The organism is Aureimonas sp. SA4125 (assembly GCF_019973775.1).
Taxonomy (GTDB): Bacteria; Pseudomonadota; Alphaproteobacteria; order Rhizobiales; family Rhizobiaceae; genus Plantimonas.
Genome location: NZ_AP025032.1, coordinates 2,904,458 through 2,920,776, shown reverse-complemented (window position 1 = coordinate 2,920,776; position 16,319 = coordinate 2,904,458). Strand labels below are relative to the sequence as shown.

The following is a 16,319-nucleotide window of genomic DNA, read 5'->3' as shown; positions in this document are numbered from 1 at the left end:
GCACGCTGATGTGCGCGAGCGGGTCTCCTGCGACGGGGACGTGGACGCGATGGCCGTGGGAAGGCGGCGATCCGGCAGGCTGTACGGCAGCGCTTGAGACGGCATTGACGCATGGGGACGTTTGGCGGTGATCGGGAGGGCACGCTGCATGGTTTCATTTCGCAACAGTCAGGATGGCAGCCGGCAGCCGGGTCCGTCGTCTGCGCCGCCACCCTGTTTCGCCGAGGGCAGCTATCCGTCGCGGCGCGAGGAGACCAGGGAGTCGGGCGGCTCCTGCTCGGCGATCGGCGTTGCGCCGGCCGGCGCGCCGGTCGGCAGCGCGGCCGAGATCCGGCCCGATCCGGCGAAGCGCCATCGACGGGCCGAGGCCCGGAGCCCTGCCTTGTTTCTCGCAGTCTTCGTCGAGGCGCTGCTCGACAGTTCGGCCGACCGGTTCCGGACTCTGGCGGAGGCGGGGCTGGCAGAAGCCGGCGATCTGCACCGTTTCGAGGACACGTATCTGGCGCCGGCGGCCCGACTTCTGGGCGAACTCTGGCTCTCCGACGAGTGCGATTTCCTCGCGGTCACCATCGCTGTCGCCCGCCTGGAACGCCTGTTCATGGGGCTGGTGATGGACAAAAGCACGGTGCCCTCACCAGACCGCACGCGGTGCGTCCTGCTCGCCCCGGCTCCCGGGAACCAGCACAGTTTCGGCCTCGCTATGGTCGAGGAGCGCTTCCGCCATGCCGGCTGGACGGTCGACTGCTGCGGTGTCGGCGACGGAAGCGAAATCCTGCGTCTCGCCAGGTCGAGCCGCTACGACGTCATCGGCCTGTCGGTCCATTCCGGCGCTCTCCTGCCGGATCTTTCGGCAATAGTGGCGCGGGTTCGCCGGACGTCGTGCAATCGCTCCGCTGTGCTCCTCGGGGGCGGGAGCCTTGCCAGCGAGAATGCCCGCCTCCTTCTCGACGCCGGCTTCGACCGCCTGGCCGAGGACGCCGCGTCGGCTGTCCTCCAGGCCGAGGCGGCTCTCGCTTGCCGGGCGCCGCTTTCCTATCGTCCCGTGGCGGAGTGAGACTGACCGATCATCGATGGCAAGCTGGTTTCCCAAGAGGTGTCACGCTCCCTCCACTCCCCCGGCGATCTGTTTTCCGGACTAGGCGCCGACTCATTGGCGGCGCTGGTGACTGCGAACGCTTTCCTCGCCGTCGTCCTGTCGCCCGACGGCGATGTGCTCGACGTCGCCTATGCCGACAAGGGCCTGGCCCGTTGGGGCGTCGACAACTGGGTCGGCCGACACTGGACGGCGACCGTCTCGGCTGACAGCCGCAGCAAGATCGAGGCCCTCCTTGCCGATGCGGCGAAAACCTCGCCGACGCGCTCGCGGCAGGTCAACCACCCCGGCGCTCCCGGCGAGGATCTGCCGGTCAGCTACCATGTGGTCTCACCGGCCGGCGCGCACAGCCGCATCGCGTTCGGCACGGACCTCAGGCCGATGTCGGCGATGCAGCAGCGGCTGGTCTCGGCGCAGATCGAGATGGAGAAGGACTACCGCAAGCTGCGCGATATCGAATCGCGCTACCGCATGCTGTTCAATTTCTCGGTCGATCCCCTCCTCGTCGTCGACAGCCACTCCCTGAAGATCCTCGAAGCGAACCAGGGTGCTGCCGACCTCCTGGACAGGCCGATCGGAAAGCTTCCCGGGCTCTCCATCGTCACGATCTTCGGCCGCGACGACCAGGCGGACGCCCTGGAGGTGCTGAAGGCCGTCGTGGCCCGGGGACGGCCCTCGGCCTTCGTCGCCGGGACGTCGGGCGGGGATCGACGCCTCGCGGTGCGCGCGACGCCCTTTCGCGAGTTAGGACGGACCAACCTCCTGCTGCGCTTGGCTGATGACGACGCGTCCGGCGCCCATCCGGGGGCGGGGGCAGACAGTTACATGGCGGCCGCGGCAGAAAGCCTTCCCGACGGTGTCGTCGTCGTCGACGCGGAGGCGACGATCCTCGAGGCCAATACGGCCTTCCTCGATCTCATCCGGGTGATGGCGCTGGATCTTGTTGAGGACAAGCGCCTCGACAACTGGCTCGGCGGTTCCGGCGTCGACGTGCAGGTGCTCATGGCCAATCTGCGCGAGCATGGCACGATGCGGCGCTTTTCCTCGGTCATTCGCGACGAGCATGGCGGACGCGAGACGGTCGAGGTTTCCGCGGCGAAATTCTCCAGCCGCGGCGTGCCGCTGTTCGGGCTCGCCATCCGCGGGGTGCCGCTGGCAGAGGCCATGCAGGCCGGCCTTGCCGGTCACGGTCCGACCTCGGCGGCACAGCTGATCGACCTGGTCGGCCGCGTGCCCTTGAAGAACCTCGTCCGGGATACCGCCGACATCATCGAGAAACTCTGCATCGAAGCAGCGCTGCGGCTGACCGACAACAACCGCGCCTCGGCCGCCGACATGCTCGGCCTCAGCCGCCAGAGCCTCTACATCAAACTGCGGCGGTACGGCATCTCCGAGCAGGACGAGACGTCGGACTAAAGGCGTGACGCCAGCCCGAGTGTCAATTTTAATTGACGCATCGAAGTGTAAGAGGTTACGATTTCGCATGACCCAGCAGATCGTCTTCACCCCGCGTGCGTCGACACCGAGCTTCTCGTCAACGCTCGAACTCTTGAAGCCGATCACCTGGTTCGCGCCGATGTGGGCATTCGGCTGCGGCGTGGTCTCGTCGGGCGCCGCCGTCGGCGACCGCTGGCCCTATGTCGTCGGCGGCATCCTTCTGGCCGGACCGCTCGTGTGCGGGACAAGCCAGGCGGTCAACGACTGGTACGACCGCGAAGTCGACGCCATCAACGAGCCGGGCCGCGTCATCCCCTCGGGGCGCATGCCGGGGAACTGGGGCCTCAGGATCGCCATCGGCAATACGGTGCTTTCCCTCTTCGTCGCCTTCTGGCTCGGCGCCTGGGTGTTCGGCGCTGCGATCGCCGGCCTCGCACTCGCCTGGGCCTACAGCGCGCCGCCGTTCCGGCTGAAGCGCAGCGGCTGGTGGGGGCCGGGCGCCGTCGGTCTCTGCTACGAGGGCCTGCCCTGGTTCACCGCGGCGGCTGCAGCCACCGGCGGCTTTCCCGGCTGGCCGATCGTCTGGCTGGCACTACTCTACAGCCTCGGCGCGCACGGCATCATGACGCTCAACGACTTCAAGTCGGTCGAGGGCGACCGCCAGATGGGGCTCGCGAGCCTGCCGGCACAACTCGGCATCGATCGCGCGGCGCGGCTTGCCTGCTTTGTCATGGCGTTGCCGCAGATGGGCGTGGTGGTTCTGCTGCTGGCCTGGGGCTTTCCCCTGCACGCCATCGTCGTCGTCATCCTCCTGACGGGCCAGACCCTCTGCATGCCGCGCCTGTTGCGCGATCCCCAGCGTTTTGCCGCCTGGTACAACGCCACGGGCACGACCCTCTTCGTCCTCGGCATGCTGGCGAGCGCGTTCGCCGTCGCGGCATTGCAAGGGGTCGGCGCGTGAGCGGCGAAGCTGCCCAGCGCTCCTACGACGTCGTGGTGGTAGGCGGCGGTCCGGCCGGCGCGACCGCCGCCGGCGATCTTGCCGCGGCCGGCCACGCGGTCCTGCTCCTTGATCGGGACGGCCGCACGAAGCCCTGCGGCGGGGCCATTCCGACCCGGCTGATCGAGGATTTCGACGTTCCGCCTGATCTCCTGCGCGCCCGCATCTCGTCGGCGCGCATGGTCGCGCCGTCCGGCGCCAGCGTCGACATGGCGATCTCGGGCGGCTTCGTCGGCATGGTCGACCGGGATGCCTTTGATCCATTCCTGCGGCAAAGGGCGGGCGAACGCGGCGCCGACGTCCTCGCCGCCACGTTCCGCGCGGCGCGCCCGCATGCCTGCGGGGGACACGAGATAGCCTTTCGGCGCAGGGATTGCGCGGGCCCCGACGAGGTCGTTCGGGCCCGTCTCGTCATCGGAGCGGATGGCGCCAATTCGCTTGTCCGACGACAATTGTTCGGGGCGGAGAAGCGACCGCCCTACGTCTTCGCCTATCACGAGATCGTCCGGTCGCCGGCGGCGGACCGACCCGGTGTCGATCCGGCGCGCTGCGACGTCTACTATCAGGGGCAGATCTCCCCGGACTTCTACGGGTGGGTCTTTCCGCATGGCGAGACGACCAGCGTCGGCGTCGGCAGCGCGGTGAAAGGCTTCGACTTCCGTGCCGCCACGCGTCTCCTGCGGTCCGCCTCGGGTCTGGGTGACGCCGAAACGCTGCGCGAGGAGGGCGCTGCCCTGCCGCTGAAGCCTTTGAAGCGCTGGGACAACGGCCGCGACGCGCTACTCCTTGGCGACGCTGCCGGCGTCGTCGCCCCGTCGTCGGGCGAGGGCATCTATTACGCCATGCTCTGTGGCCAGCTGGGAGCCTCAGCGGCGCATGCGTTTCTCGCGACCGGCGACAGCCGCGCGCTGGTGCAGGCCCGCCGGCGATTCATGCGCAAGCACGGACGGATCTTTGCCGTCCTCGGCTTCCTGCAGTTCTTCTGGTATCGCAGCGACAAGCGGCGCGAGCGCTTCGTTGCCCTCTGCGCCGACCGGGACATCCAGCGCCTTGTCTGGGACTCTTACCTGCACAAGCGGCTCGGCTTTGGCGACCCGCTCGCCTATGTCCGGGTCCTCTTCAAGGACCTCGGCGACATGGCGCGCCTCGTCTGGCCGGGACGATGGCGGTGGCGCTGATCGACGGGCTCGTCCTCGACGGCACCGTCGCCGTCATGGCGATCGCCATCCTCGGCCTCGAACTTCTGGCGATCCTGTTGTTCAAGCCCGGCGCGCCGCGGCTGCCGCTGCTTGCCAACGCGCTGTCGGGCCTGTTCCTCATCCTGGCTTTGCGGGCCGCTCTCATCGACGCGGGCGCCCTCTGGATCGCGCTGTTCCTGGCGCTGGGCTTCGCCGCGCATCTCGGCGACCTCGTCGGCCGACTGCGAAGCTAGAGCATGATCCCGAAAGGTGGCTTCCGGCTTTCGGAAAGAGATCATGCGGAAACAAAGAACGAAAGCGGGACGGCGATTCAAAGAAAAGCCATCCCGCTTTAGACGCGACCCTGCGGCAGGGCGCCGCGGCGCGGTTTGGATAACCGGAGAGATCTCCGAACCGGCCGTGATCGACCAAAAGCACGTCTTAAATCTGACGGCGGCCCTCACATCGCTTCGGCGATGGCGGCTCCGACCATGCCCGACATCAGCAGGGTCGCAACGGTCGCCATGTGCGACGGGCTGGGTTGGCGATGATCCTCGATGGAGAAGAAGTTCAGCGGAAAGAGATGACGCTGCTTGCCGCCGCTCTCCCCGCGCGGCGCCTCCATGAAGCACTCCTCGTCGAACCATGACCAGTCGTCGGCCCAGGTCCAGCACCCGTGCGCGCGGTACACATCGGCAATCCGGTCGGCGAGGATCTTGTCGGTGGGAAGCCTGATGTAGGGGCCGGGCGCCTTGACGAAATAGCGCATGGCGAGCGGCAGCGCGCGTTCGGTGCAATAGTTCGACATCCAGAGGCGAAAGCCGATCTTGTCGCGAAGGCGATCGAGTGCGCGGAAGACCTGGATGTGGTCCTCATGCCCGTATTCGCCCCATGGATTGTGCGTGAAGACGTTCATGTCCGGCGACAGCATCGGCTCGAGTACGTCGCAGATGCGCTGGAAATTCTCGGCATACTGCGCGCTGACGCGCTCCGGTGCCGTGGCGGCGGTGACCGGCAATATCCTGCCGATGGAGCGCTTGGTCACGCGTTTGATCTCGCGGCGGGTTTCGGCGCCACCAAACTCCAGGCCGTGTTCCGTCAGGACCGGGTTCGACCAGTCGGCGCAGCCGTAGGTGCCGGCCTCGTCGATATCGAGGCAGGTGACCTTTTTCAGCGGAAGCGCGCCGATCGCCGCCGCCCGAGCCAATCCGAGCTCCGGAGCCGCCCAGAAGTTGCGGTAGACGATGACGGCATGGTCGACCTTGCCGATGATCGAATTGAACCACAGCATCTCGTCGTCCGGGTGCGCGGCGACGATCAGGGAGCGTTCGAGAAAGGACATTCCATCAATCACCGATCAGCTCCCTTGCGTCGCCGGGTTCGGGCGCTCGCCATCCCCGCTTGTGTCCGTGGACCCAGTTCTTCCTCCGCCGCGCCAGTTTTCGTAGAGTCGGCGCGCGTGCTCGCGCACCCCGAACATGCCATGCGCGATGCGCCCGCGGACGGTGGGACGGCTCAGCAGCGCGTACATCGCGGTTGGGACGGTTGCGAAGTCGGCCTTGAAGGCTTCGTCGCCGATGGTGAAATCGAAGATGCGGCCGCCCTCCTCGGCGAAGGTTTCCATCATCATGTCGTAGAGGAGGAGGCCGGGCGAATGCCGCGAAAAAGCCCCGTAATCGCAGCCGATCAGCAGATAATGCAGGCGACCCGCCTGCGTCAGCGAGAAGGTGTACGCGACCGATCTTCCATCATGCGACAGCCGGTACAGGCGGCAGAGGCCTTCGGAGGCGCCGTTTCGTGCCACAGCCGCATAGAAATCGGCCACCGCATCGCTCTGGATGGGGTCGCCCTCGAAGCGGCCCGCCCTGAGATCTCGAAGGGCGTAGACGGCTTCGGCAGCCGCGTCCCCCGTCAGGTGCTCCAGAACGACATCGCCGCTTTTGAGGAAGCGCGATTTGCGGCGTGCCAGATATTTCTGGAAGCTCTTCGTGAAGCTCCGTTTGCGCCAGTCCGGATAGGGGGCCGCCAAGGTGGCGGCATGGGCGCTGAATCCCAGTGGAACGACATCCCCGCCCAGAAACACCCGCCAGTCCTCCAGGACATCCGACCGGATCGGGCGGATGCGGAGAATGTCATGCGCCGGCAGGGCGGCCAGGATCTCTGCGCGAAGGTCGGAATGGCTTTCCAAAGCGCCTTGCGCCGACAGGTCGACGACAGGCGAGGCATAATCGCCAACGCCGAGATCGGCGGTTTCAAGAAGAGTGATACCCTGGATCCGCCTGAGGATGAGCGGCAGCACGAAGACAAGCTCGCCCGCCGCGCTCCTTCCCGTGACGATCACGGCTGCAGCGCCACGAGACGGCGCGAGATGCCGATAGAAGGAATCGAGCCAGACAGGGTTCCGGAAGGCATCCTGACGGCTCGCTTCGAAAAGTCGGCGATAAGCTGCTGACAGGAAGTCGAAAGTCTCTCCAACCTGAACGGTCGGGAGAGAGATGTGGTCTGTCGTAGCGGAAGGAAAGGAGAGATTGAGGTTCGACATGCCGTGACTGTAGACGCGGCGGAATTGAAAAAAAGGTAGTGTCCGCGCTGGTGGTGGAAACTCGGATCTCAGATGGTGCGACGGAGGTGGCCACCGGATTGGCCGGCTAAGGTGGAGTTGCGAGACTTCAACCTGACCGGAGCACCCGATGACCGAGGACAGATTACCGCTTGCCGAGCTTCTGGCAAAAGCCGGAGACGGCGATTTCCTGAGGACGATAGCCGAGAGCGTGATGCAGCTTCTCATGGAGGCCGACGTGGAGGGCATGATCGGCGCCGGGCGCCATGAACGCACCCTGGAACGGGCGACCTATCGCAACGGCTACCGGGACCGCTCGTTCGATACCCGGCTTGGCTCCTTGCAGCTTCGCATCCCCAAGCTTCGACAAGGCAGCTACTTTCCGCCGTTCCTGGAACCGAGAAAGCTCTCGGAGAAGGCGCTTGTCGCGGTCATCCAGGAGGCCTGGATCAGCGGCGTGTCCACGCGTCGCGTCGACGATCTGGTGCAGGCCATGGGACTGTCGGGGATCGGCAAGAGCACGGTGTCGAAGCTGTGCAAAGATATCGACGACCGCGTCGGCGGCTTTCTCGATCGCCCGCTCACCGGCGACTGGCCCTATCTCTGGCTCGACGCGACCTACCTGAAGCAGCGCGAAGGCGGCCGTATCGTCTCGGTGGCGGCAATAATCGCTGTCGCCGTCAACACCGACGGCAAGCGCGAGATCGTCGGCCTTCACATCGGGCCCTCGGAAGCGGAGACCTTCTGGTCGACCTTCCTCAAGAGCCTCGTGCGCCGCGGCCTTTCCGGCGTGAAGCTCGTGATATCGGATGCCCATGAAGGGCTGAAGGCCGCCATCCGCCGGGTGTTCAGCGCCTCCTGGCAGCGCTGCCGCGTCCACTGGATGCGCAACGCCCTGTCCTATGTCCCGAAGGCGCAGCAAAGCATGGCGGCTGCGGCCCTGCGCCAGGCCTTCATCCAACCCGATCGCGCCGGCGCGGCCCAGGCGCTGCGCCACGTCGCCGACCAGCTCCGGGGAAAGTGTCCCAAGCTCGGCAGCTTCATCGACGACAGCGAGACCGACGTGCTGGCGCATCTGGACTTTCCCGGTCAGCATCGGACCCGGATCCATTCGACCAATTCCCTGGAGCGCCTGAACAAGGAGGTGAAGCGGCGCGCCGATGTCGTCGGCATCTTCCCGAACGAGGGCTCCATCATCCGCCTCATCGGCGCCGTCCTCCTCGAGGCCAACGACGAATGGCAGACGCAAAACCGCTACATGCAGACCGAACCCATGGCCGAACTCATGTCCAACAGCACCAAGCCCGAAACCGTACGTATTTCCACCGCAGCCGCCTGAAACCGAGCCGCTTCAGTTACACCCCAATTTCCACCACGTTGACGGACACGACCGAAAAAAAGTTTACGAGAACTCGGCGTCAGCGGGGGGTCAACCCATCCTGCCGCATCAGCGTGAATGAACAATTTTCAGTGTCAGTGCTTTGAGCGCTGTCGAAAAATCTCGGATTACCATGTGAACTTCAAGAATCTGGCTGGATCGTGCCCGTCATCTTCGTAAAAGGAATGTCCCCGTTGACCTTCCGCCTCGTCGCCGATGCCAAGCCTAAACAGATTGTCGCGATCAAATCGCGCCCAGCAGCACAACCACCATTTTGCAGCGCCCGCATCCGGCGACACTCAGACGCTAGCCCCGCCGATGTGCGACTGTGCTCGGTGCCGACAACGAAACTCCGCCATGGCATTTTCCAGCAACGGACTGCAAAAAGACAGATCCGGCGTCACCCATGTCGCCAACTCTAAGTCATGGCTATCATTGCCTGGCTATTGTCTTTCGCTTTGATAAGTAGTCGTGGCTACATTTTGTCATAAGACACTCACTTTCGGAACTAAGGCCCTGCATTTGGGTTCATCCAGCAGTGACGAATGCGCCTCGACGCGCCCTGTCTGCTTTGGAGAAAACGATGAGCACCGCTGGTACAGCCCATGTCCCCGACCCGGAACTCGACACGCTCGAGGCGCGGTCCCAACAGCTTCGTTCCGGCCTCGCCGAAACCGTGGGTGAGCTCAAAAGCCGCCTTTCGCCTGAGACCATCAAGGCTGACGTGAAAGAACAGGTCGCCAGGACGGGACAGGACATGTTGGCGAAACTCGAGCGCTCGGCCCGCGAAAACCCCTTGCAGACCGCCGCCATCGGCGCCGGCCTGGCTTACCCTCTGATCGGCATTCTCCGGAGCATTCCCGCGCCCATCCTCCTGATGGGGGCGGGTGTCGCGCTTTCCGGGCGCGGGAATCTGTTGTCGGGCTTGATGTCCAACGACAAGCTTGCGGGCGCCGTTTCGTCCGGCGCCGAAAGAGCGTCGGATGCTGCCGGCTCGGCGAGGACGACGGCATCCGGTGCGGCTGCGTCGGTTACCTCCGCGGTCAGGTCCGCTGCGGACCGGACAACCAGTGCCGCTGCCGCCGCTGCCAATACGGTGTCGGAAACCGCTGACGCCGCTGTGCATTCGGCCCGCGCCAACTATCACGACGGCCTGCATGCCGCGGGCGAGGCCACCGACCGGGCCGTAGCGTTGGGACGCCAAGGACGCAACACCCTGGTCGATACAGTGCAGCGCCATCCCCTGATGGTCGGCGCGCTGACGGCCCTCGCAGGAGCGGCCCTCGCCGCCATGATTCCTTCCAGCCGGACCGAGAGCCGCCTGTTCGGCAGTGCCAGTTCCCGCGTCAGGGATGAAGCGTCGGCGCGTGCTCGCGAAGGCGTCAGTGCCGTCATGGATGCGGGTGAACGGGTCGTCGGATCGACACTGCAGGCAGCCCGCGACGAGGGGCTGGATGCCGGCGCTGGACGCGAGGCCATCCGTGACGTCGCCGACCGTGCCGGCGCTGTCGTCGACGCCGGGATCAATGCCGTGACACCCGAAAAGCGGTCCCCCGATTTCGCGACCGAGCGGCCGACGCATGGCTGATCTCCCGTCCCCAGTTTCGAAAACCAATTCCAGCGACCAAATGATGGAGCCCTCGATGAGCAACACCACCAATTTCCCGAACCAGACCCCGAATGCCCGTGTCCCCGACCAGGCGCGCGATACCCTGAACCGGGCCGAAACCGAGGCGAGCTCGCTCGCTGGGGAGGCGAAGGCGGCGGTAAATGACCTTGGCGATCGCGCCAAGCAGGGTGTCGTCGATGCGGCCGATCGCATCCGCGGGCTTGCCGAGGAGCAGAAGAGCGCCGGCGCGGACCGGTTCAAGGGCTATGCGGGCTCGATCAACCGCGCCGCGGACTCGCTCGACGACGAGATGCCGATGGTCGCCAATCTTGCTCGCAGGGCGGCCGGCGAGATCGAGCATCTGGCCGATAGCGTCAAGGATCGTGAACTGGCGGACCTTGTCGGCGTGGTGCACGACTACGCCCGTCGTCAGCCCGCCATCTTCCTCGGCGCGACGGCTTTTGCCGGCTTCCTCGCCGTTCGCTTCCTGTCGGCATCTGCTGAGAAACGCACGCAGCAGGCCGGAACCGGCAGCCTCAACCGTGAGCCTGGCCCGCAGGCAGGCTATCGCCCGAGGCCGACCGGCTACACGCCGAGCTAAGGGGCCAATAATGACAACGAACCCCGAAGACAGAAGTTTTTCCGACCTCATCTCCAATGGGCTGGAACAGGTAACCTCGCTGTTCCGCAGCGAGATCCAGCTTGCCAAGGCGGAGATGAGCCACAAGGTCACGATCGCCATGGCGGCGATCGTGATGATGGTTGCAGGTCTGGCGTTCGCCATCGCAACGCTCGTGATGTTGCTCACGACCGTCGCAACCTTCCTCGTCCAGGCTGGCCTGGGGGCAGGGCTCTCCTTCCTGGTTGCAACGGTCATCGGCGGCGTCGTCGCCGCGATCCTGGCCATGTCGGGACTTCAGAAGCTGAAAGCCGAGAGCGTCGTGCCGGAGCGCACCGTGCGGCAGGTCGGGCTCGATGCCCAGGCAGCGAAAGGAAACATGCCATGAGCGAAACAGTCGGTTCAACGGACCGCTATCCCCTCGTCACCGATGTCCCCCCGAGGGCGAAGCAAGTCAAACAGGGCTTCGGCGACAGTCTCCTCGGTGCCGTCCGCGACAACCCGGCCTCAGCGGCCTTGATCGGCATGGGCGCGGCCTGGCTGTTCTTCGGCGGTGCCAGGACGTCCATTTTCGGAGCGAGGAGCCACGGTCACGACCGACCCCGCCACCGGCGGGAGCAGGACGACGACGATATGCGCTTCGAGGCGGCACAGGCGCGCTACGTCGATCGGTTCGGCGGTGCGAGCCGTGATCCAGGAAATGGCGGGCGCGGTTTTGTCGATTCCGTTGAAGGCAGCGCCCAGCAGGCGGGATCGCGCGTTGCGGAAAATGCTTCGTCGTTGGCCGGGGGTGTTGCTCGAGGCTACGAGGCGGCCGCATCCTATGCGAGCGACGCAACCGCCTACGTCGGTTCGACCGCCCATGACGCGTCCCGTGCAGGGTCGCGCATGGTCCGGAGCCAGGCTGGCCAGATCCAGCAGACGGTCGGCGACTTCTTTGAGGACCAGCCTCTTGCGCTCGGCGTTCTCGGCCTGGCGCTCGGCGCCGGCGTTGCGGCACTCCTACCGGCGACTGATATCGAACGCGAATATCTCGGCGAAACCAGCGACGCGGTGAAGGATCAGGCTCGGGCTGCTGCCGGCGAGAAGCTCGGCGAGGCCAAGAATCTGGCCGGTGCCGCACTGGACGAGATCGCGCGCGAGGCCAAAGCGCAGGGTCTGACCACGGAAGCCGCCAAGGATCAGGCGGCAGACCTCAAGGACCGCTTCTCGCAGGTTGCCTCTGCGGCCCAGACGAGCGTGCGCGAAGAGGCCGGCAAGGTTTCCTGAAGCGCGCGACCTATCGGAGATCACGTTGCCTCGGCACGTGATCTCCTTTCCATGTCGCTTCGGCTGCCAGACGTGCCTTTTCAGACAGCCGTCTGACAGTGTCACGACGCTGTTTCGCAAGTGTGATGGCTGCTCGGCCCGGCGTCACCTGTCATGTCAGAGAGCACCGGCCGTTAGCGGCGCCGGCGACTAATCCTGCACCCGGGAGCCATCATCGGCTCCACGGATGGCCCGCAATCCAACTCCTTGGCCTTTTTCGCAAAACGGGCTTGGCTCCACGAACAATCTTCGGGGATCGCCAGCAGCTTTGGCCTTGACGCAAATAACGGCGCTGCCCTATCCATGATGTCGCTTGGCGTGCAAGCATGGGAGGAGAATATGGGGATGAAAAATTCCATTGTCGGCGGGGCATTGACTGCCAGAAAGACGCGGTCCGAGACCGATTTATTGCGACGCACAATTATATTGGCGGCTTCTGCTGCAGTTGCGAGCGTTGCATTCATGCAGCCGTCGTTGGCACAGGAAAAGAAGACTCTGGCCTTCGTCGTCAACGTGCCGGCGGACTTCTGGACGATCGCCAAGCGCGGAACGGAAAAGGCGCAGGCCGAACTGCCGAACTACAACATCGAGTTCTTCATTCCTGGCGAGATGTCGGCTGCAGCGCAGAAGCGCATTCTCGAGGATCTGCTGGCCCGCGGCGTGGCGGGTGTTGCCATCAGTCCGGTCAATCCCGACGATTCCACCGGCATCCTGAACCAGGTCGCTTCGCAGGCGGTGCTCTTCACGCATGACGCCGACGCGCCGAACTCCAACCGGGCGATGTATATCGGGACGGACAACGTCGATGCCGGACGCAAGGCGGGCGAACTGATGAAGCGTGCGCTGCCCGATGGCGGCAAGGCCATGCTCTTCGTCGGGACGATGGATGCCGCCAATGCGCGCGAGCGCTCGCAGGGCATCAAGGAGGCGATCGCCGGCACGAAGATCGAGATCATCGACATCCGCACCGATGGCGGCGATCAGGCCAAGGCGAAGGCCAATGTCGAGGATACGCTGACCAAGTATCCCGACATCAACCTCCTCGTCGGCCTCTGGGCCTACAACACGCCGCAGATCTACAATGCGGTGAAGGCCGCCGGCATGGAGGGCAAGGTCCAGATCGTCGGTTTCGATGAGGACCAGCAGACGCTGAAGGGGATCTCGGAGGGCGCCATCCTCGGAACCGTGGTGCAGCAGCCCTACGAGTTCGGCTACCAGTCGATGATCAAGCTGGCAAAGTACATCGAGGGCGACAAGTCCGTCGTTCCCGAGAACAAGCTCGACATCGTCCCGACGCAGATCATCGACAAGGAAAATGTCAAGGAATTCGCCCAGAAGACGGCCGATCTCCTGAAGAAGTAGCCCAGCGACCGGCTGGACCATACGGACCAGGTGTTGCCGGATCGCGGTCCGGCACGCCGACGCTCACCGACATCGGGCGCCGGGCCGTGCGGTTAGTTTCAACCTTGCCAGGAGTGGCGGTGTTGCGGAAGGCGGGGCGGATCGCCTTCGTCTTTCGCAACGACTGTGGCCTGCGGACTTGTCATAACGGGTATCGGGATAGGCGTGATGTCGGAAGCGGTCCTCGAGCTTCGCTCGATCCACAAGGCCTATCACGGTGTCACGGCACTGGATGGAGTCAGTCTCGACGTTCGCCCGGGGGAGGTTCTCGGGCTCGTCGGCGAGAATGGGGCCGGCAAGTCGACCCTCATGAAGATCCTCGGCGGCGTGATCGCGCCGACGTCCGGCAGCATCTCCCTTGGCGGCACCGTCTATGATCACCTGTCGGTCAAGGAGGCGGCGCGGCAGGGGATCGCCTTCGTGCACCAGGAACTGAACCTCTTCGAAAATCTCGACGTTGCCGCCAATGTCTTCATCGGCCGCGAGCCCCGCAAGGGCGGTCTGCTTCAGCTCGTCGACGACGCCGAGGTCCATCGGCGCGTCGGGCCCATCCTCCAGCGCCTCGGCGTTGATTTCGGACCTTCCGACCCGGTCGAGACCCTCTCCATCGCCCAGCAGCAGATGGTCGAGATCGCCAAGGCGCTGTCTCAGGAGGCGCGTGTCATCATCATGGACGAGCCGACGTCGAGCCTCACGCTGACCGAAACGGCGCGGCTCCTGAAAGTCGTCAAGGATCTCCGCCTGGCAGGGGTGAGCATCATCTACATCTCCCACCGACTGGGCGAGATCGAGGAGATCGCGGACCGGGTCGTCGTGCTGCGCGATGGCCGCGTCGTCGGTGAACTCGACAGGGGCGCGATCACGCACCCGGCGATGATCCGCCTCATGATCGGCCGCGACCTCAAATCCATCTACATCAACCCTTCCCGTGACGTCGTATCGGACGGGCTCGATGCGCGCGGGATCGTGACGCGCGCCTATCCGGACCGTGCCGTCGATCTTGTCGTGCGGCGCGGCGAGATCGTCGGACTCGCCGGCCTCGTCGGGGCCGGGCGCACGGAGCTTGTCGAGGCGATTTTCGGCGTCGACATGCCGCTGGCCGGCGAAGTGTGGCTCGATGGCAAACCGATCCGGATCCGCGGCGTCACCGATGCCATCGCCCACGGTATTTACCTCGCGCCGGAAGACCGCAAGCGCTGCGGCCTGATCGTCGAGCAGTCGGTGATGCATAACATGACGCTCGCCAACCTCTCCCACTATGCCCGGTTGTGGCTCATCGACGGCGCTGCCGAAAAGCGAGTCGCACAGTCCCAGAGCAAGTCGCTGCGCATCAAGAGCGCCAGCGTCGGCTCCTCGGCGCTGACCCTCTCCGGCGGCAACCAGCAGAAGATCGTTCTCGGGAAATGGCTGTCGATGAAGCCCTCCGTCATGATCTTCGACGAACCGACGCGTGGCATCGACGTCGGCGCCAAGTCCGAAATCTACCGGATCATGCGCGATCTCGCCGACAGCGGCGTCGCCATCCTGATGGTGTCGAGCGACATGGAGGAGGTCATCGGCGTCAGCGACCGGGTCGTCGTGATGCACGAGGGTCGGATCGGCGGTCACCTGAAGCGCGACGATTTTTCCGAACACAATGTCCTGACCCTCGCGACGGGGCAGGGACACCTTACCGAAAGCGCGCATCCATGATCCGCAAAGAGACCGGCCTCTTCCTCCTGATCGTCGTTACCGGCGCGATCACCGCGGCCATCAACCCGCAATTCCTGTCGCAGGTGAACCTGGTCAATCTCGCCAACCAGATCGGTCTTTTTGGCCTCCTCGCCATCGGTCTCGGCATCGTCATCATCACCGGCGGCATCGATCTCTCGGTCGGCTCGATGCTGGCGCTGCTCGGCATTCTGTTCCTCGACCTCCTCGTGGAGTACGAGGTGGCCTGGCCGCTCGCGGCGCTTGCAACGGTCCTTGCCGGAGCGATCCTCGGGACCCTTCACGGCATCCTGATTACCCGTCTTAAACTTCAGCCTTTCGTCGTCACGCTCTGCGGTCTCCTGATCTACCGGGGCACGGCGCGCTGGTATACCGAGGACTCCACCCGTGGATTCGGCTACACCGGCGGTTACGAGTGGCTGGAATGGCTGGCGTCTGGCCGCACCTGGAACATCCCGCACTCCTTCATCTTCTTCGTGCTCGTGGCGCTCTGCACGGCGGTCCTCATCCACAAGTCGGTGTTCGGCCGCTACCTGTTCGCCATCGGCAAGAACGAGGAGGCGGCGCGTTATTCGGGCCTGCCGACCAATCTCGTCATCACCTTGGCCTATACGATTTCCGGCATCCTCACCGGCATCAGCGCCATGGCCTTCGTGTTCTACACGCAGTCGGTCTCGCCATCCGCCCACGGCAACTTCTACGAGCTCTACGCCATCGCCGCCGCGGTCCTCGGCGGCTGCTCGCTGCGTGGCGGCGAGGGCTCGGTGCTCGGGATCGTCCTCGGCACGGTGCTTCTGCAGGTCCTGCAGAACCTCGTGAACATGCTGGGCATTCCGAGCTCGCTGAACTTTGCGGTCATGGGCGCGGTCATCCTTCTCGGTGTCATCGCCGACCGCGAGATCCAAAAGCGGCGCCAGGCTTCGATCGGGCGCAAGCAACTGGAACAGCGCACGCTGGCCGGCACCCGCTCCCCGGCATGATCGCCGGCGGATGCCAGAAGCCCGGCACATTCCCGGCCGGCAGAAA

The 16,319-nt window shown here is 65.0% G+C and carries 16 protein-coding genes; 14 read left to right on the top strand and 2 right to left on the bottom strand.

The features are described from left to right. The first annotated feature begins 148 nt into the window (after positions 1-148). The 5 genes from Sa4125_RS13760 (at position 149) to Sa4125_RS13740 (ending at position 4,962) form a co-directional block, all read left to right on the top strand. Positions 149-1,054: a cobalamin B12-binding domain-containing protein gene (locus Sa4125_RS13760; RefSeq protein ID WP_223998620.1), complete on the top strand. Its 906-nt coding sequence runs from the start codon at positions 149-151 to the stop codon at positions 1,052-1,054. Between the two features lie 108 nt (positions 1,055-1,162). Next, positions 1,163-2,509 (top strand): transcriptional regulator PpsR, encoded by a 1,347-nt coding sequence (gene ppsR, locus Sa4125_RS13755; RefSeq protein ID WP_223998619.1) that lies wholly within the window; start codon positions 1,163-1,165, stop codon positions 2,507-2,509. 67 nt (positions 2,510-2,576) lie between these two features. Further along, positions 2,577-3,491, top strand: a complete 915-nt coding sequence (gene chlG / locus Sa4125_RS13750; RefSeq protein ID WP_223998618.1) for a chlorophyll synthase ChlG — start codon at positions 2,577-2,579, stop codon at positions 3,489-3,491. Continuing rightward, a complete protein-coding gene (locus Sa4125_RS13745; RefSeq protein WP_223998617.1) occupies positions 3,488-4,708 on the top strand; it encodes a geranylgeranyl diphosphate reductase in 1,221 nt (406 codons plus the stop codon). Before chlG ends, Sa4125_RS13745 begins: the two co-directional genes overlap by 4 nt. Further along, positions 4,699-4,962, top strand: a complete 264-nt coding sequence (locus Sa4125_RS13740) for a hypothetical protein (protein WP_223998616.1) — start codon at positions 4,699-4,701, stop codon at positions 4,960-4,962. Before Sa4125_RS13745 ends, Sa4125_RS13740 begins: the two co-directional genes overlap by 10 nt. A gap of 206 nt (positions 4,963-5,168) precedes the next feature. Here the strand turns inward: Sa4125_RS13740 and Sa4125_RS13735 are convergent, their stop codons facing one another. Both Sa4125_RS13735 and Sa4125_RS13730 read right to left on the bottom strand, forming a co-directional pair. Continuing rightward, on the bottom strand, positions 5,169-6,062 hold the full coding sequence (locus tag Sa4125_RS13735; RefSeq protein WP_223998615.1) for a hypothetical protein: 894 nt from the start codon (positions 6,060-6,062) through the stop codon (positions 5,169-5,171). A gap of 3 nt (positions 6,063-6,065) precedes the next feature. Next, a complete protein-coding gene (locus Sa4125_RS13730) occupies positions 6,066-6,791 on the bottom strand; it encodes a GNAT family N-acetyltransferase (protein WP_223998614.1) in 726 nt (241 codons plus the stop codon). Positions 6,792-6,842: 51 nt separating this feature from the next. Between Sa4125_RS13730 and Sa4125_RS13725 the strand changes: the two genes are divergently transcribed. The 9 genes from Sa4125_RS13725 to Sa4125_RS13685 all read left to right on the top strand — a co-directional run bounded on the left by Sa4125_RS13725 (position 6,843) and on the right by Sa4125_RS13685 (position 16,273). After that, entirely contained in the window at positions 6,843-7,160 is a 318-nt protein-coding gene (locus Sa4125_RS13725; protein ID WP_223998613.1) for a hypothetical protein, read from the top strand. Between the two features lie 238 nt (positions 7,161-7,398). After that, the gene (locus Sa4125_RS13720; protein WP_223998612.1) at positions 7,399-8,607 is read left to right on the top strand and encodes an IS256 family transposase; all 1,209 of its coding nucleotides are present in this window, start codon (positions 7,399-7,401) and stop codon (positions 8,605-8,607) included. Between the two features lie 622 nt (positions 8,608-9,229). Beyond that, complete coding sequence (locus Sa4125_RS13715; RefSeq protein WP_223998611.1) at positions 9,230-10,234, top strand: DUF3618 domain-containing protein; 1,005 nt, start codon at positions 9,230-9,232, stop codon at positions 10,232-10,234. Between the two features lie 55 nt (positions 10,235-10,289). After that, entirely contained in the window at positions 10,290-10,856 is a 567-nt protein-coding gene (locus Sa4125_RS13710; RefSeq protein WP_223998610.1) for a hypothetical protein, read from the top strand. Positions 10,857-10,866: 10 nt separating this feature from the next. Continuing rightward, positions 10,867-11,262, top strand: a complete 396-nt coding sequence (locus Sa4125_RS13705; protein WP_223998609.1) for a phage holin family protein — start codon at positions 10,867-10,869, stop codon at positions 11,260-11,262. Further along, the gene (locus tag Sa4125_RS13700) at positions 11,259-12,143 is read left to right on the top strand and encodes a hypothetical protein (RefSeq protein ID WP_223998608.1); all 885 of its coding nucleotides are present in this window, start codon (positions 11,259-11,261) and stop codon (positions 12,141-12,143) included. The genes Sa4125_RS13705 and Sa4125_RS13700 overlap by 4 nt, the downstream gene beginning before the upstream one ends. Before the next feature lie 501 nt (positions 12,144-12,644). Beyond that, a complete protein-coding gene (locus Sa4125_RS13695; RefSeq protein WP_223998607.1) occupies positions 12,645-13,544 on the top strand; it encodes a sugar-binding protein in 900 nt (299 codons plus the stop codon). 207 nt (positions 13,545-13,751) lie between these two features. Beyond that, on the top strand, positions 13,752-15,275 hold the full coding sequence (locus Sa4125_RS13690; protein WP_223998606.1) for a sugar ABC transporter ATP-binding protein: 1,524 nt from the start codon (positions 13,752-13,754) through the stop codon (positions 15,273-15,275). Next, positions 15,272-16,273 (top strand): ABC transporter permease, encoded by a 1,002-nt coding sequence (locus Sa4125_RS13685; RefSeq protein ID WP_223998605.1) that lies wholly within the window; start codon positions 15,272-15,274, stop codon positions 16,271-16,273. The genes Sa4125_RS13690 and Sa4125_RS13685 overlap by 4 nt, the downstream gene beginning before the upstream one ends. Positions 16,274-16,319: the final 46 nt, after the last annotated feature.